At 74.1% G+C, this 22,169-nt stretch carries 20 protein-coding genes; 15 read left to right on the plus strand and 5 right to left on the minus strand.

Features of this window, described 5'->3' with window-relative positions:
- The first annotated feature begins 11 nt into the window (after window positions 1-11).
- The 6 genes from ABTZ54_RS33435 to ABTZ54_RS33460 all read left to right on the plus strand — a co-directional run bounded on the left by ABTZ54_RS33435 (window position 12) and on the right by ABTZ54_RS33460 (window position 6,413).
- A complete protein-coding gene (locus ABTZ54_RS33435) occupies window positions 12-1,229 on the plus strand; it encodes an RNA ligase (protein WP_351670832.1) in 1,218 nt (405 codons plus the stop codon).
- A 2-nt stretch (window positions 1,230-1,231) separates the two neighbouring features.
- Complete coding sequence (locus tag ABTZ54_RS33440; protein ID WP_351670835.1) at window positions 1,232-2,146, plus strand: phosphatase domain-containing protein; 915 nt, start codon at window positions 1,232-1,234, stop codon at window positions 2,144-2,146.
- Window positions 2,147-2,289: 143 nt separating this feature from the next.
- On the plus strand, window positions 2,290-3,606 hold the full coding sequence (locus ABTZ54_RS33445; RefSeq protein ID WP_351670838.1) for a radical SAM protein: 1,317 nt from the start codon (window positions 2,290-2,292) through the stop codon (window positions 3,604-3,606).
- A 134-nt stretch (window positions 3,607-3,740) separates the two neighbouring features.
- Window positions 3,741-4,694: an adenosine kinase gene (locus ABTZ54_RS33450; RefSeq protein WP_351670841.1), complete on the plus strand. Its 954-nt coding sequence runs from the start codon at window positions 3,741-3,743 to the stop codon at window positions 4,692-4,694.
- Between the two features lie 29 nt (window positions 4,695-4,723).
- The gene (locus ABTZ54_RS33455) at window positions 4,724-5,425 is read left to right on the plus strand and encodes a ribonuclease H family protein (RefSeq protein ID WP_351670844.1); all 702 of its coding nucleotides are present in this window, start codon (window positions 4,724-4,726) and stop codon (window positions 5,423-5,425) included.
- A 262-nt stretch (window positions 5,426-5,687) separates the two neighbouring features.
- Window positions 5,688-6,413, plus strand: coding sequence for a GNAT family N-acetyltransferase (locus ABTZ54_RS33460; protein ID WP_351670847.1), 726 nt, complete (start codon window positions 5,688-5,690; stop codon window positions 6,411-6,413).
- Window positions 6,414-6,451: 38 nt separating this feature from the next.
- Here ABTZ54_RS33460 and ABTZ54_RS33465 read toward each other — a convergent pair whose 3' ends face one another.
- The gene (locus tag ABTZ54_RS33465) at window positions 6,452-6,865 is read right to left on the minus strand and encodes an STAS domain-containing protein (RefSeq protein ID WP_351670850.1); all 414 of its coding nucleotides are present in this window, start codon (window positions 6,863-6,865) and stop codon (window positions 6,452-6,454) included.
- A gap of 128 nt (window positions 6,866-6,993) precedes the next feature.
- Window positions 6,994-7,914 (minus strand): universal stress protein, encoded by a 921-nt coding sequence (locus ABTZ54_RS33470; RefSeq protein ID WP_351670853.1) that lies wholly within the window; start codon window positions 7,912-7,914, stop codon window positions 6,994-6,996.
- A 131-nt stretch (window positions 7,915-8,045) separates the two neighbouring features.
- Here ABTZ54_RS33470 and ABTZ54_RS33475 point away from each other — a divergent pair, with 131 nt between their 5' ends.
- From ABTZ54_RS33475 to ABTZ54_RS33500, 6 genes are all read left to right on the plus strand, one after another.
- Window positions 8,046-8,708, plus strand: a complete 663-nt coding sequence (locus ABTZ54_RS33475; RefSeq protein WP_351670855.1) for a choice-of-anchor M domain-containing protein — start codon at window positions 8,046-8,048, stop codon at window positions 8,706-8,708.
- A 93-nt stretch (window positions 8,709-8,801) separates the two neighbouring features.
- The gene (locus ABTZ54_RS33480; protein WP_351670858.1) at window positions 8,802-9,923 is read left to right on the plus strand and encodes a choice-of-anchor M domain-containing protein; all 1,122 of its coding nucleotides are present in this window, start codon (window positions 8,802-8,804) and stop codon (window positions 9,921-9,923) included.
- Entirely contained in the window at window positions 9,920-11,482 is a 1,563-nt protein-coding gene (locus tag ABTZ54_RS33485) for an anchored repeat ABC transporter, substrate-binding protein (RefSeq protein ID WP_351670861.1), read from the plus strand. Before ABTZ54_RS33480 ends, ABTZ54_RS33485 begins: the two co-directional genes overlap by 4 nt.
- Complete coding sequence (locus ABTZ54_RS33490) at window positions 11,479-13,020, plus strand: choice-of-anchor M domain-containing protein (protein WP_351670864.1); 1,542 nt, start codon at window positions 11,479-11,481, stop codon at window positions 13,018-13,020. Before ABTZ54_RS33485 ends, ABTZ54_RS33490 begins: the two co-directional genes overlap by 4 nt.
- Window positions 13,017-13,808, plus strand: coding sequence for an anchored repeat-type ABC transporter ATP-binding subunit (locus ABTZ54_RS33495; protein ID WP_351670867.1), 792 nt, complete (start codon window positions 13,017-13,019; stop codon window positions 13,806-13,808). The genes ABTZ54_RS33490 and ABTZ54_RS33495 overlap by 4 nt, the downstream gene beginning before the upstream one ends.
- Window positions 13,805-14,689, plus strand: a complete 885-nt coding sequence (locus ABTZ54_RS33500) for an anchored repeat-type ABC transporter permease subunit (protein WP_351670869.1) — start codon at window positions 13,805-13,807, stop codon at window positions 14,687-14,689. The genes ABTZ54_RS33495 and ABTZ54_RS33500 overlap by 4 nt, the downstream gene beginning before the upstream one ends.
- 10 nt (window positions 14,690-14,699) lie before the next feature.
- Here the strand turns inward: ABTZ54_RS33500 and ABTZ54_RS33505 are convergent, their stop codons facing one another.
- Together ABTZ54_RS33505 and ABTZ54_RS33510 are read right to left on the minus strand one after the other, a co-directional pair.
- A complete protein-coding gene (locus tag ABTZ54_RS33505; RefSeq protein ID WP_351670872.1) occupies window positions 14,700-16,346 on the minus strand; it encodes an FAD-dependent oxidoreductase in 1,647 nt (548 codons plus the stop codon).
- Window positions 16,347-16,382: 36 nt separating this feature from the next.
- Window positions 16,383-17,267 carry an AurF N-oxygenase family protein gene (locus ABTZ54_RS33510; RefSeq protein ID WP_351670875.1) on the minus strand — a complete coding sequence of 295 codons (885 nt, stop codon included), beginning with the start codon at window positions 17,265-17,267 and terminating at the stop codon, window positions 16,383-16,385.
- Between the two features lie 269 nt (window positions 17,268-17,536).
- Between ABTZ54_RS33510 and ABTZ54_RS33515 the strand changes: the two genes are divergently transcribed.
- A complete protein-coding gene (locus tag ABTZ54_RS33515; RefSeq protein WP_351670878.1) occupies window positions 17,537-18,493 on the plus strand; it encodes a sigma-70 family RNA polymerase sigma factor in 957 nt (318 codons plus the stop codon).
- A 53-nt stretch (window positions 18,494-18,546) separates the two neighbouring features.
- On the opposite strand, the gene ABTZ54_RS33520 is transcribed toward ABTZ54_RS33515, so the two are convergent.
- Window positions 18,547-20,286 carry a serine protease gene (locus ABTZ54_RS33520; protein WP_351670881.1) on the minus strand — a complete coding sequence of 580 codons (1,740 nt, stop codon included), beginning with the start codon at window positions 20,284-20,286 and terminating at the stop codon, window positions 18,547-18,549.
- A gap of 12 nt (window positions 20,287-20,298) precedes the next feature.
- Here ABTZ54_RS33520 and ABTZ54_RS33525 point away from each other — a divergent pair, with 12 nt between their 5' ends.
- Both ABTZ54_RS33525 and ABTZ54_RS33530 read left to right on the plus strand, forming a co-directional pair.
- Entirely contained in the window at window positions 20,299-21,042 is a 744-nt protein-coding gene (locus ABTZ54_RS33525; RefSeq protein WP_351670884.1) for an RNA polymerase sigma factor, read from the plus strand.
- A complete protein-coding gene (locus tag ABTZ54_RS33530; RefSeq protein WP_351670887.1) occupies window positions 21,039-22,097 on the plus strand; it encodes a CU044_5270 family protein in 1,059 nt (352 codons plus the stop codon). Before ABTZ54_RS33525 ends, ABTZ54_RS33530 begins: the two co-directional genes overlap by 4 nt.
- The last annotated feature ends 72 nt before the right edge of the window (window positions 22,098-22,169 follow it).

Genomic DNA, 22,169 nt, shown 5'->3' on the forward strand with positions numbered 1-22,169 from the left:
GGAGGGAACCCATGAGCCAGGCGTACCTGACTCTCGACGCGCTGCTGCCGGCGCAGGAACTGGCAGCAGCCGTCGAAGCCGGGCATGTGACCCGCAAGTCGCACCCCGAGCTGCCGCTGTCGATCTATACGTACACGCGGGTCTGTCAGTACGAAGGCGTCTGGAACGAAGTCACCGTCCGCTGCCGGGGTCTCGTCGCCGACGACACCACCGGCCGGATCGTCGCCCTGCCCCTGCCGAAGTTCTTCAACGTCTCCGAGCACGAGTCCGGCCGCCCCTACGCGCCCGCGCTGCCCGACGAGCCGTTCGAGGTGTACGAGAAGGTCGACGGCAGCCTCGGCGTCGTCTTCCACTACGAGGGGCGCTGGCGGGTCGCCTCCAAGGGCTCCTTCATCAGCACCCAGGCCACCTGGGCGCAGCTCCGCCTCGACGCCGCCGACACCTCGGCGCTCGTGCCGGGCGTGACGTACCTCGCCGAGATCCTCTACCCGCAGAACCGCATCGTCGTCGACTACGGGGACCGCCGGGACCTCGTCCTGCTCGCCGCCTTCGGCCCGGACGGCACCGAAGTCGCCCTCGCCGAGGCCGCGGCCCACTGGACCGGGGTCGGCTCCGTCGTCACGGTCCATCCGCCCATGCCGCTGGACGAGCTCGTCAAGCTGACGGAGTCGAGCACGCTCCCCGACGGCGCCGCCTCGACCGGCACCGACGCCGAGGGCTTCGTCCTGCGCTTCGCCTCCGGCGTCCGAGCCAAGGCGAAGATCGCCGAGTACGTGCGCCTCCACAAGGTCCTCACCGGCGTCACCGAGCGGGACATCTGGCGCGGCCACGGCATCCAGCGCTTCGCCGGCACCTCCGCCAAGCGGCTGGCCCAGGGCCTGGGCCTGTCCATGGCCGAGCTCGGGGGCGTGCGCGCCCAGGGCGGCCGGCCGCTGGACGCGCTCCTGGAGCAGGTGCCGGACGAGTTCGACGCCTGGGTGCGGTCCGTGATCGCGCGCCTGGAGGACGCCTTCGCGGCGCGCGAGCACGCCATCGACGAGGCCTACGCGCGGCTCGCGCCGCTCGCCGGAGACCGGGGCGCGTTCGCCCGGGCGGCCAAGGAGCTGCCCGACCCGAGCCTGCGCTCGGCCCTGTTCCAGCGCCTCGACGGGCGCTCCACCGAGCTGTTCACCTGGCGGTCCCTGCGTCCCGAGACCGCCGACCCCTTCACCACCGACGAGGAGAACTGACCGTGCCCGTGGTCCACGTGATGACCGGACTGCCGGCCTCCGGCAAGACGACCGCCGCCCGCGCCCTCCAGGAGGAGTCCGAGGGCCGGATGCGCCGGGTCAACCTCGACGACCTGCGTTCCATGCTCGACCTGCCGGCCGGCGACCGCCGCTCGTTCGCGCACGAGCAGACCGTCCTCGGCATCCAGGACGCGGCCGTCCGCGCCGCCGTCGACGACGGCTTCGACGTGGTCGTCGACAACACCCACCTCACCCCGCACATCCCCAAGCGCCTCAAGGCCGCCGTCGCGGGCCGCGACGCCACCTTCGTCGTGCACGACTTCACCGCCGTGCCCGTCGAGGAGTGCGTCCGCCGCGACGCCGCCCGCGAGCGGCCCGTCGGCGAGGAGATCATCCGCATCCTGGCCGACAAGCACGCCAAGGCCACCCGAGGCGGCTGGCGGCTCAGCGACGCCTGGCTCAACGACCGGCCGGCCGTCACCCCGTACGTCGCCGACCCCGCCCTGCCCTCCGCCGTCATGTGCGACATCGACGGCACCCTCGCGCTGCGCGGCGACCGCGGACCGTACGACTTCAGCCGCTGCGACGAGGACCTGCTCAACGTCTCGGTCCGCGAGGCCCTGCGCGCCTTCCAGCGCTCCCACCAGGACCGGATCGTGCTGCTCTCCGGCCGCAGCGAGGACCACCGGGCGCTGACGGAGGCCTGGCTTGAGCGGTACGAGGTGCCGTACGACGAGCTGTGGATGCGCGCCTCCGACGACGGCCGCTCCGACGACCTCGTCAAGGCCGAGCTCTTCGACGCGCACGTACGCCACCGCTACGCGGTCCGTGTCTCGCTGGACGACCGGGACCGGGTGGTCGCCGTCTGGCGCCGGATGGGCCTGCCGACCTGGCAGGTCAACTACGGGAACTTCTGATACGGGAACGGCGTACCCGGCCTCGGTCCCGTGACCTAGGCCGGGTGCGACCGCAGCCGGATGCGGGGGTGGCCTCCGCCGTCCTAGGGTGGCGGGGGCCCACCACGGCTCGTGACCGCCCGACCGAGGAGATGTAACCGCGCATGATCCGCCGCACCGACGAGGTCGAAGACCTCATGCACCGCTTCCCGCACGTCCCCAGGGAGGCGGTGATCAAGGAGGATCTCCTGCGCGGCGGCATCGCCTTCGACGACTCGGCCCTCACGGACAGCTCCAACGAGGCGTCCGGCGAGGTCAAGCCCAAGTCGTACTTCATCTTCTCCTTCGACCACCGCACCCTGCCCGAGCTCGGCGAGGCCGCCCTGCGCCGCCCGCCGGAGGAGATCGTGCTCACCGGCGGCCCGTACGAGCTGCGCCGCACCGTCGTCTCCGTGCGCGTCAACCCGGCCTCGCCGTACCGCGTCGCCGCGGGCGAGGACGGGATGCTCGGGCTCTACCTCGACGGGCGCCGGATCGCGGACGTCGGCCTGCCGCCGATGCCCGAGTACTACCGGCACACCCTCGCCAGCGGGAAGTCCGTGATGGAGGTCGCCCCCACCATCCAGTGGGGCTATCTGATCTACCTCACCGTCTTCCGCGTCTGCCAGTACTTCGGCGCCAAGGAGGAGTGCCAGTACTGCGACATCAACCACAACTGGCGCCAGCACAAGGCCGCCGGACGTCCCTACACCGGCGTCAAGGACGTGGAGGAGGTCCTGGAGGCGCTGGCCATCATCGACAAGTACGACACGACCGGCGCCTCGACCGCGTACACCCTGACCGGCGGCGCGGTCACGTCCCAGGTCGGCGGCAAGGACGAGGCGGACTTCTACGGCCAGTACGCGCAGGCCATCGAGGAGCGCTTCCCCGGCCGCTGGATCGGCAAGGTCGTCGCCCAGGCCCTGCCCAAGGCCGACGTCCAGCGCTTCAAGGACTACGGCATCCAGATCTACCACCCCAACTACGAGGTGTGGGACAAGCGCCTGTTCGAGCTGTACTGCCCCGGCAAGGAGCGCTACGTCGGGCGTGACGAGTGGCACCGCCGGATCCTGGACTCGGCGGAGGTCTTCGGGCCGCGCAACGTCATCCCCAACTTCGTGGCGGGCGTCGAGATGGCCGAGCCCTTCGGCTTCACCACGGTCGACGAGGCCATCGCGTCGACCACGGAGGGCCTGGAGTACTTCATGTCGCGCGGCATCACGCCCCGCTTCACCACCTGGTGCCCCGAGCCCACCACCCCCCTCGGCAAGGCCAACCCGGAGGGCGCTCCGCTGGAGTACCACATCCGCCTCCTGGAGGCCTACCGCGCCACCATGGAGTCCCACGGCCTCAGCTCGCCCCCCGGCTACGGCCAGCCGGGCCCCGGCCGCGCCGTCTTCTCGGTCAGCTCCTTCATGGACAGCCTGCCGGCCGAGGACTGACCCGCGGGGCACGAGCGCTCCCGGACCGCGCCGCACGGCGCGGCCGGTCCGGGAGCGGGCCGTCGCCGTCGTCGCTTGCGGAAAATCGTTGCAGGATCTTGCAGGGCTTCGGCGGGCGCTGTTTGACTGCGCGCATGAGCAGCGACAGCACTAGCGACGCCGAGTCCGACATCGACGTCCTCGTCCTCGGCGGTGCCGGCGTCGACACCATCGTGTACGTCCCCGAACTTCCCCTCCCCTTCGCCGACAGCCACATGATCCGGCCGGGGATCGAGACCCGCGCCGGTCAGACCGGCGACTTCGTCGCCCTCGGGCTGCACCGGCTGGGGCTGCGGACCCACCACCTCGACCTGATCGGCGCCGACCCCGAGGGCGAGCTCGTGCGCGCCTTCCACCGGGACCAGGGCATCCCGCTCACCGAGGTGCCGCACCCGGCGGGGACCAAGCGGGCCGTCAACCTCGTCGGGCCCGACGGACGCAGACTCTCGCTGTACGACGCCACCCGCGCGCACGACGACGACCGGCTGCCGCCCGAGACGGTCAAGGCGCTCGCCGCCCGCAGCGGGCACGCCCATGTCTCGCTGACCCAGCCGTGCGCCCGGACCCTGCCCGCGCTGCGCGACGCGGGCGTGACGCTCTCGACCGACCTGCACGACTGGGACGGCTCGTCCGCCTACCACGAGCCCTTCGCGTACGAGGCCGACGTCGTCTTCCTGTCCACCGTCGCCCTCGCCGACCCCGAGCACACCCTGCGCGCCATCGCCGCCCGCGGCCGCGCCTCCGTCGTCGTCGCCACCGCCGGAGCCGCCGGCGCGTACCTCCTGACCGGCCCCGCCGACGAGCTCGTCCACGTGCCGGCCGTCACCCCGCCCGCCCCCGTCGTCGACAGCAACGGCGCGGGCGACGCCTTCGCGGCCGGGTTCCTGGCCGCGTGGCTCTCCGGGGCGCCCGTACGGGAGTGCGCCCTGCACGGTTCCGTCGCCGGGGCGTACGCCTGCACCGTGCCGGCGACCCGTACCGACGCGATCGGGCGGGACGCGCTGCGGGCGGAGGTGGCACGGCTGCGGGCCGAGCCCGGTGGTCGCTGAGCCGTCGGGGGACATGTCAGGATCGGAGGATGACAGAGAAGATCATCGCGGCGTGCGACGGCGCCTCCAAGGGCAATCCCGGACCCGCCGCCTGGGCCTGGGTCATCGGCGCCGAGGACGGCGTCATCGCCCACTGGGAGGCCGGCCCGCTCGGCACGGCGACCAACAACGTGGCCGAACTCACCGCGCTGCTCAGGCTCCTTGAGCACATCGACCCCGCCGTGCCCGCCGAGGTGCGGATGGACTCGCAGTACGCCATGAAGGCGGTCACCACCTGGCTGCCGGGCTGGCGCCGCAAGGGATGGAAGACGTCGGCGGGCACCCCGGTCGCCAACAAGGACCTCGTGGTCCGGATCGACGAGCTGCTCACCGACCGGCGCGTCGAGTTCGTGTACACCCCCGCCCACCAGGTCGACGGCGACCCCCTCAACGACGCCGCCGACCGCGCCGCCAGCCACTCGGCCCGCACCCAGGAGCCCGCCGGATCGGCCGCCGGGTCGCCGCTGCCGCCGCCGGAGCCCGGCTCCACCCGGCCGGCGGCCGCGAAGCGTGCCCCGAAGGCGTCGGGGGCGGCGCGCGGGGCGCGCAAGGCGGGTTCCTCCGGGGGGCCCACGCTCAAGGCCAGGTTCCCCGGCAGGTGCCGCTGTGGCAAGCCCTACGACAAGGGCGAGACGATCACCAAGAACCCCGACGGATGGGGCCATCCGACCTGCGTGGAAGCGGCCTCCTAGGGCCCCTCGGGAGGGGGTGTGGGCCATGTGAGGGATCGGGGTGAACCGGACATTCACCCAGCTGTGCGCTCGGGTTCGTGTGGGGTTCTGTTCAGGACGCGCTCGGGGCTGCATACTGTCCTCCTCGCACCGGTGACGAACCGTTTCATTGCCCGTTTTGCCCATCCGGCGAAGTGGTCGGCATCCGGCGCGAACCTCACCCCGTCATTCCCGTCGTGATCCGGCGTGGGATGTCCCCTGCCCGTGAAAGACCCGAGGTTCCGTGCCAGTACCTGTAGTCCTTGCCGGGCGCACCGTGCGCCTGGAGCCGCTGGCCATGCGCCACGCCGAGGGCATCGCCTGGGCGGGCGCACTGGATCGTGCGGCCTATGCCTACACCGCCGTGCCCCACGGCCTTGACGCCTCCTGCGACTACATCGCCCGCGCGCTCGCCGATCAGGCGGCGGGCCGGGCGTTGCCCTTCGCCCTGGTCAATCCCCGCAACGGCCGAGTCCTCGGATCCACCAGATTCCTGGAACTCGATTACTGGCGCGGGCCCCTCGTGTGGCCGCCGACCACCGGCACGCCCCACGGCGACCCCCTGACCGCCGTGCCCGACGCGGTGGAGATCGGCAACACCTGGATCTCCACCGAGGCGCGCGGCACCGGCGTCAACACCGAGGCCAAGTACCTCATGCTGCGTCACGCGTTCGAGAGCTGGGGCGTGCGCCGGCTCTCGATGCGCGCCGACGCCCGCAACAGCCGCTCCCGAGCCGCGATCGAACGCCTCGGCGCCACCTGCGAGGGTGTGCGCCGGGCCCACTCCCGCGGCCTGGACGGGGTCGTCCGCGACACCGCGTTCTACTCCATCCTCGACGAGGAATGGCCGGCCGTACGCGGCATCATCGAGCTCCGCCTCCCCGGGCTGCGCCCGCAGGGCGTGCTCGAACGGGCCTTCCCCGGCGAGACCCGCGAACACGGCGGCGCGGGCGAGCTGTTGCCCGCGTAGCCGGGGCTCCCAGGCCCCCGAGGGGGCCTGGGACTCGCTCAGACCCGCAGCCGTCCCGGGCGCCCCGCCCGGGGTGCCGGAGGCCGGATGGTGCCGGTGGGCGCCCGGTCCTCCGGTCCCGGGGCGGGCGGCTCGGGGCGGAGCAGGTCGTCGAGGGCGGTCAGCCGGATCAGCCGCAGGATCATCGGCTGGTCGCACACCAGGCGCCAGGCCGCGCCCCGCCCCTGTACGCGCTGCGCACACCGCACCAGGAGCCCGAGCCCCGACGCGTCGCAGAAGTCGAGTGGGCGCAGGTCGACCGTGAGCGCGGCGGCCTCGCGGGTGAGGTCGTCCAGTTCGGGCCGGACGCGCTGCGCCAGCACCAGGTCGAGCTCGCCGTAGAGCTCGACGGTGGTCAGGCCCCCGCTCGACCGGACGGCGAGGTGCGGTTCGCGGCGTCGGATCAGATGCATGGACACGCTCCAGTGGATCGGCCCCCGTGGGACGAGGGTCGCGGTCCCCACGGAGGCAGACACGTTTCTCCACATCCGCTATCACCCGAAGAGATGAATTCGGCGCATTTCCGCCCGAGACCGGGACCTCAGGACTGCTCCACCGGCGGTACGACGGCGACGGGGCAGGCCGCGTGGTGCAGGACGGCGTGCGCCACGGAGCCGACGAGCAGGGTCTCGACCCGGTGCCGCCGGTGCCGGCCCACGACCACGAGACCGGCCTCCTGGGAGTCCTCCACCAGCCGCCCGGCCGCGTCGACGGGCGTGACCGTCCGGACGAGCTCGACCTCGGGATACCGCGCGGTGAACGGGGCCAGGCGCTCCTCCTGGCTCCGGCTGGTCGAGGCGACCAGCTCCGGGGTCTCGTCGGGCATCGGGGGCGGGACCTGGAGCGCCGGCGCGGGCGCGCCGATGAGCAGGAGCGGGTTGGGCGGGACGGGGTAGGCCGTCACCACCTCCAGAGACACTCCGCGCAGCCGGGCGGCCTCGAAGGCGAAGTCGACCACCTCGTCCGGGGTTTCCTCGGTGTGCAGCCCGAGCAGCACCCGCCCCGCCTTGGCCCAGCCCTCCAGTGACGCGGCCCGCGCCTCGTGCGGCACGACCACCACGGGGCAGGACGCCGCCGCGACCAGGTTGCGGCTCGTCGACCCGAGGAGCAGGCTCTTGAAGCCTCCCCGCCCCCGGCTGCCGACCACGAGGAGCCGGGCGTCCCGGGCGGCCCCGGTCAGGGCGTCGACGACCGAGCCGTCGAGCGAGGTGTAGCGCACGTCAAGCCCCTCGGCCTTCGTCCCCATGCCGGCGGCGAGCCCGTTGAGGACGGTGTCCGGGATGGCGGGGGCCGGTCCCAGGGAGGCGATCCGGGCGCTGCCGAGCTGAAGCGCCTCGGGGCGGACATGGGCGATGGTCAGCGGGGCTTCCAGGTGGTGCGCGGCCCCGAGGGCCCATTCGAGCGCCCGCAGGCTGTGCTCGGAACCGTCCACACCCACCACAACAGCTGTCTTCTCACTCATGCTTCGCACTCATATCGGGATCATCCGCCCGCTTTCGGATGCCACGCCGGAAGCACCTTGCGTGTTCTTAATGAAAATGATTATCGTCTTGATTGTTCACGCACCCACACCACAGCCCAGGGGGGCTTCCTTTGCGTACCTCCACGCGTACCTTCACGCGTTCCCTGACCGTCGTCGGCGCCCTCGCCGCCACCCTGTCCCTCGGTGGACTCACCGCGGCCCACGCCGCCGGAACCACCCTGTCCCAGGGGCACATCGACGCCATCGACGTCGAGTACGACGGCACCGCGCTCCAGCTCCACGTCCACGACCACTCCACCGTCCCGGCCGTCGAGTACGCGCCCGCCGACGTCGTCCTGCGCGCCCTGCCCGCCGCCGCGTACACCGTCCCCGCCGGCACCTGCTACAGCCACCTCGGGGCCGCCGGTACGACCGTCCACCGCCTCCCGCAGACCGAGGCCACCGGACTGCTGTGGCCCGGTATCTCCGGCGAACACCTCGCCGCGGGCGTCTTCCAGGGCGACAAGGTCCAGGTCAAGCTGGCCGCCGTGAGCGGCCCCGGCAAGATCACCGTCTACAAGAACGGACTCTGCCCCAAGAACAACCGCTCCTTCGACAGCGGCGACACGACCCTCGCCAACACCAGGGACGTCGCCGCGGGCGAGCACGACCACGCCAACTGGGCCTTCACCAAGACCGGCACGTACACCGCCACGTTCCAGGTGAGCGGCACCCTCGCGAACGGCACCAAGGTCGGGCCGACCTCGGCCACGTACACCTTCCAGGTCGGCTGAGGCGGGGGCCGGAGCACCCGCCAGGTGCTCCGGCCCGTCCCGCACACCCCCCGTACGCCCGCCGCCCGTCCACGCAGAAGGAGCCGCCCCGCCATGCGGGCCCCACTCGTGCCACGCCCCGCCGTCACCGCCGCCGCCCTGGCCGCCGCCCTCGTCCCGCTCGCCGCCGCCCCGCCCGCCCTGGCCGCCGACCCCCCGGTCACCGACGCGCCGGCCGGCCTGCGCACCGTCCTCGACGGAGGCCACCTCGACCTCGCGGCCCGGCTCCGGAACGGCCGGCTCGACTTCATGATCAAGGACGGTACGGTCGCCGGCCGCACGGTCTGGCGCGAACCCTCCGACGTCGTCCTGCACTTCGACCCCCGGCACGCGATCGTCGTCCCCCCGCACGAGGAGGTCCCGCAGTTCGAGGGCTTCGGCGAGCCGGGCGAACGCCTCTGGGTCGACAAGGACTTCGCATCCCAGGAGGGACTCCTGTGGCCCGGCTGGAGCACCATGGAGATCCTCCCGGCCGACATCGAGGGTCCCGTCAAGGTGACCTTCCCGAAGATCGACGGGCCCGGCCGGCTCGTCCTCGGCCAGTGGGCCGACGACCCGGAGCTCGGCGTCCGCATCGGCGTCACCGTCGACGGCGCGAAGCCGGACCCCGGCAGCGTCGACCTGCGTCCCTTCAGCCACTCCCACCCGCTCTGGATCCTGGACGCCGAGGGCGTCTACCGGATCACCCTGGAGATGACCGCCACCCTGCCGTCCGGCACGAAGGTCTCCGACCGCGAGACCCTCGCGGTGGCGGTCGGTGACGTGGACGTGTCGAAGGTGGTGCCGGGGGAGGGGGAGGGGGACGGCGAGGGCGGGCCGGAGAGCCCGGGGACCCCGGAGCCCACGAAGTCGCCCACGCCAAGGCCCACTTCCACGCGGCCCACGTCCGCGCCGACGCCGACGCCGACGTTCGCGCCCACTTCCACCGCCACTCCTACCTCCACCGTCACTCCGACCCCCGGATTCACCCCCACCCCCTCCTCGGCGGCCACCGGAACACCCACCCCGCTCCCGCCGGACCCTCTGCCCGCCACCACCTCCCCGCCCCCGGCCGGTGGCGGCCGGCTCGCCGCCACCGGTGCGGGTGTCGCGCTCCCCGTCGGGATCGCCGCGGCGGCGGTCCTCGCGGGCGGAGCCGTCGTCGTATTCGTACGCCGGAAGAAGGCGGCGCGATGAGCCGCGCCCCGGGCCGTGCCCGTACGGCGAAGGGGGCCGTGGGACTCGTCGGCGCGCTGCTCGTGGCCGTCACCGGGTGCTCGGTCCCGGCCGCCGGACGCCCCGGCGACGCCGCGCTGACCGTCTCCACGACGACGGCGATCATCGCCGACCTGGTCCGCAACGTCGGCGGCGACCGGGTCGACGTCGCCTCCGTCGTCCCGCCGCACGGCGACCCCCATTCGTACGAGCCGAGCCCCGGCGACGCCGCCCGTGTGGCCCGCTCCGACCTCGTCTTCAGCAACGGGCTGCTCCTGGAGGAGCCCGGCATCCTGAAGACGATCCACACCAACGCCCCCGACGGGACCCCCAAGGTGCCGCTGGGGGAGAAGCTGGAGCGGTACGGCGGATCCGTCATCGAGCTGGACGAGGACCTCGGGCTCGACGTCCTCTGGCTCGGCTGGGCGGTGGAGGGCGAGGTCGCGGGCGACGGCAGCCAGGTGCGGACGACCGTGACCGGTCTGGAGGGCCCCGGCGACCTGCGGGTCTACCTCACCGACACCCTCGGCACCCCGACCGTCACCGTCGACTCCGCCGACGGCTTCGGACCCGACGACTCGTTCGTCCTGCCGCCCGAGGCCCACACCCACGTCAACTGGGCCTTCAGCGCCCCCGGTACGTACCGGCTCACCGTCGCCGGACGCACCGAGGCGCTCGACGGGAGCGGCGCCCCGATCGGCGGCGGCACGGTCACCTTCGCGGTCGGCGCGGCGGCGGCGAAGGCCGCCACCGGGAGGACCCTGCTCGACGGCGGTCACGCCGACATCGCCCTGGACGCCCGGACGCGTACCGTCCGGGTCCGCTCCGACGACCCGGCGACCGGCCGCCGCACCCACCACCCGCTGGACTCCGTCGTCCTGTCCGTCCCCGACCGGGCGAGGGAGACCGTGCCCGCCGAAGCCCCGTACCGCTTCCTCGGCGCCCCCGGCGCACCCCTGTGGCTCCTGCCGCAGGCCGTCGTCGGCAAGCACGTCCACGGGGACCTGGACCCGCACACCTGGCAGGACGTCGCCAACGCCGAGGCGTACGTACGCCGGATCGAGGCCGAACTGACCGCGGCGGACCCGGCGGGCCGCGCCGTCTACGAGCGCAACGCCGCCGCCTACCTCGCCCGCCTCGGGCGCCTCGACGAGGAGGTCGCCCGTACCCTCGCGGCGATTCCCGCCGAGCGCCGGCGGCTCGTCACCACCCACGACGCCTTCGGGTATCTCGCCCACGCCTACGGCCTGGACGTGGCCGGCTTCGTCGTGCCCGTGCCCAGCCGGGAACCCAGCGCCGCCGAGATCGCGAGGCTGCGCGCCACCATCCGCGAGCGGCGGATCCCGGCCGTCTTCCTCGAACCCAACCTCGCCGCGCGCGCCGACGTCCTGCGCCGGGTCGCCGAGGACGAGGGCATCCGCATCTGCACCGTCTACGGCGACTCCTTCGACGACGAGGTCCACGACTACGTCGCGATGATGCGCCACAACGCGAACGAACTGGCCCGCTGCCTGGGCCGGGAGGGGAGTGGAGCCCGATGAGGCTCGTCCACCACAGCACGACCGCCCTCGCCGCGGCGGGGGCCCTCGCCCTGGCCGGAACGGCCGCGACCATCCCACCGGAACCGGCGCCGTCCCCTGGCGCGCCCGCCCCGATCTCCGTCACCCCGAGCCCGACCGCCGCCCCCGTCCCCGTCCTGGCGCCCGTCACGCTCACCGAGACCGCGACGGGGCGCGCGCTGAGCCTCGGGCCGGACACCACCCTGGAGCTCGGCGCCGCCCATCGCGTCACCGGTCCCGACGGCATCACCCGTTGGGAGACGCCCGCCGTCTGGGACACGACCGGTGTCGGCACCGACGCCCCCGTCCACTGGACGCTCGCCGCCGTCGAAGGGCCCGGAGCCGTCCAGGTCCTTGAGCCGGACGGCGGGGAGGCGGAGCCCCTCGTACGCTTCGACAGCGCCGACGGCCTGCCCGACGGATACGACCTGCCGTCCGGCGGGCGGGGCGGGACCCGCTGGTCCTTCGACGCCCCCGGTACGTACCGGCTGACGCTGACCGCGCGGGTGCCGGTCGCCGACGGGCCGCCCGCCACGGCCGAGGTCCACCACACGGTGCGCGTCGGCGACGCGGATCCGGAGACCGAGGAGACCGCCGCTCCCACGGCCCACCCCCTGCCGGGGCGCCGGGTGGCCCGCGCGGTCGCGTCCACCGGAGCCCCGGAGAGCGCGGAGCCGGTCGAGACCGCGCGGACGGTGCTCGACGAAGGACATGTCGACATCGCCGCCCGGCTCGTCGGCGGCAGGCTCCAGATCCACGTGAAGGACGGCACCGTCCCCGGCCGTACCGTCTGGCGCGAACCGTCGTCGGTCGTGCTCCGGGTCAAGCCGCAGGCCAGGAAGACGATTCCGGCGCACAAGGACTTCGCCTTCCTCGGCCGGGCGGGCGACCCGGTCTGGCTGCTCGACCAGGTCCAGCAGCCGGGCCAGTTGTGGCCGGGCTGGTCCACGGACAACCTGCCGGCCGGGGCCACCCGGGGGGACGTCGAGTTCAGACTGGAGAAGGCCGAGGGCCCCGGGCGGTTCGCCCTCTACAACTACGACGGGCTCTCCGGCGCGACCGTCCGCTTCAACAGCGCCGACGGCGTGCCGGACTCCTTCCGCGTGCCGCAGAACACGCACGCCCACGGCGGCTGGGCCTTCGGCCGGGAGGGCACCTACCGGCTGACGGTCTCGATGTCCGGCACCCGCGCCGACGGCACCCGCGTGAGCGACACCGAGACGCTGGCCTTCTCCGTGGGGGAGAGCGGAGGAGCCGGTACGGGCGGCGGCATCGGCGGAAGCACCGGTGGCAGCTCGTCGGGCGGGACCGCGACCGGGGGATCGGCGGACGCGGGCCCCCCGACCACCGGCCCGGAGACGGGCGGGACCACGAACGCCGCCACCGGCGACCCTGCGGCACCCCGCGGCTCCATGGCCGCCACGGGCGCGGGCTCCGCCGCCCTCCTCGGCGGCGCGGCCCTGGCCCTGGCCACGGCGGGCGCGGCCGCCGTCCGTATCGCCCGGAGGCGCTCCGTATGACCACGGACATGACCACGGACGCGACCGCCGATCCGAAGCGGGCCGGCTCGACTGGCACGGCCGGCACCGCCCCCCGTCCCCTCCTCCGCGCCTCCTCCCTCTCCGTCGTCCTCGGCGGGCGCCCCGCCGTCCAGGACGCCTCCCTCACCGTCGCGCCCGGCGAGCTCGTCGGGCTCCTCGGGCCCAACGGCGCGGGCAAGACCACCCTCCTGCGCGCCGTCCTCGGCCTCACCGCCACCACCACGGGCTCCGTGGAGACGGTGGGCCCGGTCGGGTACGTCCCCCAACGGCACGAGTTCGCCTGGGACTTCCCCGTCGACGTCGCCGGAGCCGTCCTCAGCGGGCGGACCCGTGCCGTCGGCTGGCTGCGGCGCCCGAAGGCCCACGACCGGGCCGCCGCGGCGGAGGCGCTGGAGCGGGCCGGCCTGACGGAGCTGCGGCGGCGGCCGATCGGTGAGCTCTCCGGGGGCCAGCGCCAGCGCGTCCTGGTGGCCCGTGCCCTCGCCGCCGAGCCCCGGCTGCTGCTTCTCGACGAGCCGTTCACCGGGGTGGACGTACCGACCCAGGACCTGCTCGGCGAGCTGTTCGCGCGGCTCGCCGCCGAGGGCCGGGGCCTGCTGATGACCACCCACGACCTCGCGGCGGCGGCCCGCAGCTGTTCGCGGGTCGTGCTCCTCAACCGTACGGTCGTCGCCGACGGCGGCCCCGAACTGCTCTCCGACGCCGGACGGATGCTGCGCGCCTTCGGCCTGGCGACGGCACCGGGCGGGAAGGAGGCGGCGGCGTGAACGAGCTCCTCGTCCTCCTCACCGAACCCTGGCATCTGCCGTTCATGAGGCGCGCGTTCGCCGTCGCCGCGATCGTCGGTCTCGTCTGCGGGGTCGTCGGCGTGTACGTCGTGCTGCGCGGGATGGCGTTCATCGGCGACGCCGTCGCGCACTCGGCGTTCCCCGGGGTCGCCCTCGCGTACGCCTTCGAGGGCAATCTGCTGCTCGGCGGCGCGACGGCCGGTCTCACCACCGCCGTCCTGATCGCCTTCGTGTCGCAGAACAGGCGCCTGAAGGAGGACACCGTCATCGGTGTCTTCTTCGCCTTCGCCTTCGGTCTCGGCATCGTCCTGGTCTCCACCCGGGACAGCTGGACCACCGACCTGTCCTCGTTCCTCTTCGGGCAGGTCCTGGCCGTGGACGCCGCCGACATCTGGCGGGTCGCGGGCATCGGCGCGGTCCTCGTCGCCGTGCTGCTCGCGCTGCGCAAGGAGCTCGTCGCCGTCACCCTCGACCGTGAGACGGCCCGCGCCGCCGGCCTGCCCGTACTGCCGCTCGACCTCACGCTGTACGTGGTCGTGACGGCGACGATCGTCATGTCCCTGGAGGCCGTCGGCAACATCCTGGTCCTCGCGCTGCTGATCACCCCCGCGGCCACCGCCCGGCTGCTGACCGAGCGCCTGTGGGCGATGACCCTCCTCGCCTCCGTGCTCGGCTGCGCGGGCAGTCTGGCCGGGCTCTACGTGAGTTACGCGTACGACCTCGCGGCGGGCGGCTCGGTCGTGGTGGTGCTTACGGCGCTGTTCACTTGCGTCTGGCTGTGCGGTCCCCGGCACGGCCTGGCCGCCAGGCTCCGGCCCCGCCGCACCGCCCCCGCCCCGGCGGTGGGGGAGGGGGCGTGACGGGGTGGGCTCAGCGCGGCGCCCGGCGTCGGCCGCGCGCCGCGGCGACGAGCTCGGGGACCGTCCCCAGCTTCACCCGGGGCCGTCCCGCCGCCCCGCCCCGGGCGAGCTCCGCCCGTTCGATGGCGGCGAGACCCCGGGCGTCGACGAGCGTCCTCGTCCGGCCGTGCGCCAGCCGGTCGAAGGCGCGGGCGCTGCCGGCCGGGAGGGGCAGGGTCCCGTCGACGGCGTCGGCGAGGAGGGTGCCGACGGTCTCCGCCGCGCAGGTGCGGTTGGCGCCGATGCCGCCCGAGGGGCCGCGTTTGATCCAGCCGACCACGTAGGTGCCGGGCCGTCCCGCCACCCGTCCGTTCTCGTGCGGCACGGTGCCGGTCGCCTCGTCGAAGGGCAGCCCCGCCACGGGCATGCCCCGGTAGCCGACGGCGCGCAGCACCGTGCCGGCGGCGATCTCGATTGGCTCGGCGGGCTCGGGGCCCGTCACCCGCACCGCGCCGTCCAGGATCTCCTCGGGCGCGGAGTGGAACCGGAAGACGATGCGCCGCTCCGGCCCCGGCGCCCGGGACCACGCCACGCGCTCGCGGTCCGCGCCGCGCAGCAGCGCCGCCTTCTCGTGGGGCGCGGCGGCCTCGACGGCGGCCCAGGTCCGGGGGTCGTGGTCGTCCACGACCAGCCGTACGCCGGGCAGTCCGCCGAGCGCCCGCAGCTCGGACGCGGTGCAGGAGGCGTCCTCGGGGCCGCGCCGGGCCAGCAGCACCACCTCCCGTACGGAGGAGGCCCGCAGCGCGGCCAGCGCGTGGTCGGCGATGTCGGTCGCGGCGAGGGTCTCGGGGTCGGTCACCAGGACGCGGGCGACGTCGAGGGCGACGTTGCCGGTGCCGACCACCACGACCCGCTCGGTGCCCGACAGGTCGACGGCGTCGGGCGCGACCTCCGGGTGCGCGTTGTACCAGGCGACGAACGCGGTCGCCGAGAGGCTGCCCGGCCGGTCCTCGCCGGGGATGCCGAGCCGCCGGTCGGCCGAGGCGCCGACCGCGTAGACGACGGCGTCGTGGTGCGCGGCCAGCTCCTCCGCCGAGACGTCCGTACCGACGTCGACACCGAGGTACATCCGGACCCGGGGGTGGGTGTGGAAGCGGGCGAAGGTGTCGCCGATCCGCTTGGTCGAGGGGTGGTCGGGCGCCACGCCGTAGCGGACGAGTCCGCCGGCCACCGGCAGCCGGTCGACCAGCGTCACCTCGGCGCCGGTGTGCAGGAGCAGGTCCTCGGCGGCGTACATCCCGGCGGGCCCGGTGCCGACGACCGCGACCCGGATGGGGGCGAAGTCGGACGGCAGGGTGCGCGGGAACGACGGCTGCCCCCAGGCGTGGAACGTGGGTCCGGCCACGGGCTCGGGCCGGGGTCCGCGCCGCTCGTAGAAGGCCGCGTTGACGGCGGCGTACTCCCGCTGCCCGGGGGCGAGGGAGTCCGCGGGGAAGATCGCGTCGACCGGGCAGGCGTCGGCGCAGGCCCCGCAGTCGATGCAGGACCGGGGGTCTATGTAGAGCATCTCGGTACGGCCGAAGTCCGGCTCGTCCGGGGTCGGATGGATGCAGTCCACCGGGCACACGGCGAGGCAGGTGGCGTCGTTGCAGCAGGTCTGGGTGATGGCGTACGTCATGGCGTCGTCGGCTCGTCCGCTCGTCGCTCGGGCAGGTCAGATGAGGTGGGCGCGCTTGTAGAAGGCGAGCGCGGGGCGGGTGAGGAGGCGGCAGGAGGCCAGGAACTCCATCAGGCCCGAACAGCTCGACCGCATGAGGGACTTGTGGTGCTCGTTGGCGCGGGCCTCGGCGAGCGCCCGCTCGGTGTCGAGACCGGCGTGGGCGTACACCGCGCGGTTCACCATGCTGGTGACGATGACGTACGAGGCGATGGCGACGACCAGCGCCTGCACGTGCCGGCGCAGCGGCCCGGCGTGCCGCAGCCGGGCGCGGGTCTCCTCGCGGGCGAACTTCATGTGCCGCGACTCCTCGACGACATGGATGTTGTTGATGGTGCGGACGAAGGGCGCCACCCGCTCGTCGCGCATCCAGTCGCGCTGCATCACGTCGAGCACCTCCTCGGCGACGAGGATCGAGGCGTACGCGGCCTCGCCGACCGCGAGCGTCTTGAAGGCGCGCCCGAGTTCGAGGACGAAGCGGGCCGGGCGGTAGGCGGGGGCGCCCAGCTTGGCCGCGCCGCGCCCGAACATGATCGAGTGCCGGCACTCGTCGGCGACCTCCGTCAGGGCCCACTGGAAGCGCGGGTCCGTCGGGTCCTTGGCGTACATGTCGCGCAGCACCATCTGCTGGAGGATCATCTCGAACCAGATCCCCGTGCTGGCCACCGAGGCGGACTCCTGCCGGGTGAGCTCCCTGCGCTGCGCCTCGGTCAGCTCCTGCCAGTAGCGGGTGCCGTAGAGGGTGCTCCACTCGGGGCTCATGCCGTGGAAGCCCTCGTCGAGCGGGGTGTCCCAGTCCACTTCGACGGCGGGGTCGTAGGACAGCCTGGCGGAGGATTCGAGCAGCCGCCGGGCCGCCTCGCGCTCGGTGCTGCTTCCCATGATGCGGCTCCTTGGTGACCTCGGAGGGGGCAGGAACGTCCGCTTGTTAGACATCGCGTCTAGCAAGCTGTTGGACGGAAGGTATAGCAACAGCGTCCGTCCGCCTACCCATCGGTACGAAATTCGCTGGTGCGGTACCTGTGGCTCTTCGGCCACTCCCACCGGCGGGCACCCCCGTCGCGGAGCGCCGAACGCCCCGGCTGCCATGATGCGTTCTGCCGACCGGGCATGATCATGAACGCCCGGCGGGAGCCGAGGAGCGGGGGACCATGGACGACAAGAGGGACGGCAGTGAGCTGCTCACCCGGCGGTTCGAGCGGGACCGGAGCCATCTGAGGGCGGTGGCCTACCGGATGCTCGGCTCGCTCGCCGAAGCGGACGACGCCCTCCAGGAGGCCTGGCTGCGGGCGGACGCGGCCGGCATCGAGGGCGTCGACAACCTCGGCGGCTGGCTCACCACCGTCGTCTCACGGGTCTGCCTGAACATGCTCAGGTCCCGGGACCGGCGCCGCGAGGACGCCCTCGACGACCTGCTGCGCGAGACGGAGCCCGACCGGCCCGGCCGCGACCCCGAGGAGGAGGCCCTGATGGCCGACTCCGTCGGCGTCGCGCTCCTCGTCGTCCTGGACACGCTGGCCCCGGCCGAGCGCCTGGCCTTCGTCCTGCACGACATGTTCGCCGTCCCCTTCGAGGACATCGCGCCCCTGCTGGAGCGCAACACGGCCGCCGTACGCCAGCTCGCGAGCCGCGCCCGCCGCCGGGTGAAGGGCGCCGACCCGGCCCCGGCGGGGGCGGCCGACCCGGCGCGGCGGCGCGGCGTGGTCGACGCGTTCCTGGCCGCGACCCGGGGCGGCGACTTCGCCGCGCTGGTCTCCCTGCTCCACCCGGACGTCGTGCTGCACGCCGACCGTATGGTCATCCCGACGCCCGAGCCGGTCGTCGTCACGGGCGGCGCGACCGTCGCCCAGGGCGCGATGGGCGCGATGGGCCGTGCCCGCTTCACCGGAGTGGCGCTCGTCGACGGCACGGTCGGCCTGGCGATGGCCCCGATGGGCCGCCTGGCGCTGGTCCTCACCTTCGCCGTGACGGACGGTCTGATCACCGGGATCGACGTGATCGCGGAGCCGGATCGGCTCGCGGCGATGCGGCTTGATGTCGTCGGCGGTCTCGGCGGTCTCGGCGGCCTCGACAGTCCCGGCGGTCTCGGCGGCCTCGACGCCGGGTAGGCCGTTCGCCGGGCGCCCGCTTCCTCGGGCGCCCGGCGTACGGCCGTACGGGATCAGCCGGCGGTGACGCGGTACGCGCCGATCTGCGTCTGGGTGAGCGTGTTGCCGACGGCATCCGTCAGCTCGGCACGGAACGACACCGTCCCGCCCGGCCCCGGCGTACGGACGGAGGCGTGGCTCCCGACCATGGGCACCCGGGACCAGGTGGTCCCGGCGTCGGTGGACACCGAGACGGCCAGGCACCGGATCCCCGACGTCGCGGCCGCGCCCTGGACCGTCACCGGCACGAGCGAGGTCGTGTACGGCGCGGCGGTGCCGTCCGCTCGCAGCTCCGGGGTGAAACGGACCACGCTGAGCGGGAGTTCGGCGGGCTGCGCGGACGCGGCCGAGGTGAAGGTCCAGGTGGCCGTGACCCGGCCGCCCGGACGGGCCGCCGTCGTGGAGAGCCGGTAGTCGGCGCGGGGGGACGGCACGGTGAACTCGGCCTGCCCGGGCGTGCCGCGCAGGGTGCCGACGAGCCCGCCGTTGCGGTGCAGGGTGGTGCTCGCGCCCTCGAACAGCGGATCCTTCGACAGATGTCCCTCGCCGTCCGCGAGCAGGGACAGGTCGAGGCGGATCGTGTTGCCGGTGCGCACGCCGGCGGGCCGTGCGCCGGGCCTCGGATCGAGGGCGGGGCCGAAGACCGGGCTGTCGAAGGTGACGAGCCTGGTGGCACCGGCCCGCACCTGGATGTCGACCGCCTCGTACACGGTCGGCGGCGTCTCGTCCGTCACCCGGGGCGTGCTGTAGCCGATGTTCCAGGCCCCGCGCTCAGGGGTCGTCAGGAACGTGGTGCTGCCCGGGACCAGCAGCGGCTGGGGCACCATGGCCGCCGTCGGACCGGACGGTTCGAGCGTGACGAACCCGTACCCCGGCCCGGACGCCGGCGCGGGGGCGTGGACCGTGAGAGTGCCCAGCTCGGCGGCCTTCGGGCGCCGGACGAGGCCGGTCAGCGCGCGGTCGGAGGTGAAGGCGTAGCCGAGGGCGTACCACTGCTTCTCCCCCTTCCAGTAGCAGTCGACCCACTGCCGCACCGAGCCGGGCTCGGCCGCCGGACCCTGGTGGGCCATCCGCAGGGTCGGGGTGGCGTTGATGATGTGCACGCTGGCGGTGCCGCCGCCGTGCGCGACCTCGACGAGCACTCCGCCCAGCCGGAACTCGGTCCCGGCCTCCGGCGGCACCACGTCGATCGGCTGGGCCGAACGGGGGTCGAAGACGACGGTCGTGTCCCCGTCCACGTCCAGGCGCGGCTGGACGATCCAGTCCGTCTCGATCCGCGGGCTGTACACGCTGATCGAGGAGTCCAACAGGTAACGCCCCTTGGGGACGCGGAGGGTGACGGTCGACTCCGTCTCCTCGCGCAGCAGGTGCTTGAAGCCGGCGGCGGCGCCGGAGACGCCGATGACGTGGGTGGTGTAGTCGGTGGTCGGCGCGCCGGTGCGGCCGACGTGGACGAGCGTCAGCGTGTACGTCTCGGTGCTCGCGGCGGTCGCGGCCGCGGCCGGAGTGGCGGCGTGGGCGACGGCGGCGGGGAGGCAGGTGCCGGCGGCGGCGAGGGTGAGGCCGCGCAGCAGGGTCCGGCGGGTCGTGTGCCGGGTGGCGATGTTGTTCATGATCAGCACTGGGCGGAAGGGCGGGGGCCGTTCCCGTGACCTGCGCCACACGGAGCTGAGGGAGCTGAGGGAGTTGAGGCAGTTGAGGCGGATGTGGCGCAGGTCACGGGAACCCGGGCGAACCGGGGTCCAGTACTCCATGTGGAATCACCTATGAGGAATCGTTTCCGTGCCGGGGACACCGCGGCACTCGGCGAGGCCTACGACGAGCACGCGCAGGTCCTGTTCCGGTACGCGATGCGCGTCTGCGGCGACCGGGCCGCCGCCGAGGACGTCGTCTCCGCCACCTTCCTGGAGGCCTGGCGCTGCCGCGAGCGGCTGCGCCCCGACGGCGAAGGCCTGCGCCCCTGGCTGCTCGGCATCGCGACCAACATCCTGCGCGGCACGGCCCGTGAGGCCCGCCGCCGCGACCGGGCCCTGGCCCGGCTCGCCGACCGGGGCGTGCTCCCCGACTTCGCCGACGACGTCGTGACCCGGCTCTACGACACGGAGCAACTGGCCGCCGCCCGCGCCGCGCTGAAGCGCCTGCGCCGCCGCGACCGCGAGGTCTTCGCCCTCGTGGTGTGGGCCGGACTCGACTACGCGGCCGCCGGCGAGGCCCTGGGCATCCCGGTCGGCACGGTCCGCTCCCGCCTCTCCCGTGCCCGGGACAGGCTCAGGACGCTGGCCGACGCGGAGCTGAAGGCGGTACGGAAGGCCCGAGCGGCGGCTTCGGCCGACGCCGCCACGGCCGCGGTACCGACAGCCGTCTCCGCACCCGTCCCCGTCCCCGTCACCAAGGCGGCTTCCGCCCGTACCCGTACCGCCCAAGCCACCCCCTTCGCGACCGCGACCGCCACCGCCACCGCGACCGCCCCCGCACTCGTGCGCCGAACCACCTCGGAGAACTCGCTGTGAACACCCCCGCCGACGAAGCCCTCCGCGCCGAGCTCGCTGGTCTGCTGCCGCCCCCCGAGGTGCCGGACCTGCCGCCGCTGCGCCACCAGATGCTCAAGCACCGGATCCTGAACTCGGTCGAGGGGCGGGACGCCCTCCGCGCCCGTCGCCGCCTCCCGCGCTTCGCCGTCCCGGCGGTGGCCTGCACGGTCGCCGTGACCGCCGTGGCCCTGACCGTCGTCGCGGGTGAATCGCCCGTGCCGCCCGCCCCCGCCCCACACGCGGGGCTCGCAGCGCCCGGGCCCGGGCAGATCCTGTCGCGCGCCGCGCTCGCGGCGGCCGCGAGTCCTCGGGCCGAGGCGCGCCCCGAGCAGTTCGTCTACCTCGAGAGCCTGGTCGCCTACGCCGCCCGGAGCGCCTCCGGCGGCCCCGCCACGCTGCCGCCGGCCCACCGCAGGCAGGTCTGGCTCTCGGCGGACGGCAGCCGCGAGGGCCTGCTGCGCGAGCAGGGCGCCGCGGACAGCCCGCTCGGCGTCCGGGCCCCCGTGTACACGCTCGACCACCGGGGCGCCACGCCCCGCCTGGCCGAGGGCGGCGCTCCGGCGGCGTCGGTCACCGACCCGACCCACACCTTCGTCGCCTCCCTGCCGACCGACCCGGAGACCCTGCTGAAGCTGGTCTACGCCCAGACCCGGACGACCGGCGGCGGGGACGCGGACCAGCGGGCCTTCACCGCCATCGGCACGCTGCTCGGTGAGACCTGGGCGCCCCCGAAGGTGACGGCCGCGCTGTACGGGGCCGCCGCGCGGATCCCGGGCACCACCGTGCTGCCGTCCGCGAAGGACGCCGCGGGCCGCGAGGGCGTCGCCGTGGCCCGTACCGCGCGCGGCGAGCAGACCCAGTGGATCTTCGACCGGAAGACCTCGGCGTTCCTGGGACAGCGGACGGTGCTGGTGGGCTCGACGGACGCGGGCCCGGCGGGCACCGTCCTCGGCAGCTCCGCCGTCCTGACCAGGGCGGTCACGAACCGGCCCGGGGAGCGCCCGCACGGCGGCTCGGCGGCACCGAGGGCGTGAGCCCGCTGCCGGGCCGTCGGCGTGAGGGCGGGAATGCCCGGCTCGGGTGGTCTGTTGCACAGAGCGAAGCTG

Origin of the sequence: Streptomyces sp. NPDC094032 (genome assembly GCF_040303965.1) — a bacterium.
Taxonomy (GTDB): domain Bacteria; phylum Actinomycetota; class Actinomycetes; order Streptomycetales; family Streptomycetaceae; genus Streptomyces.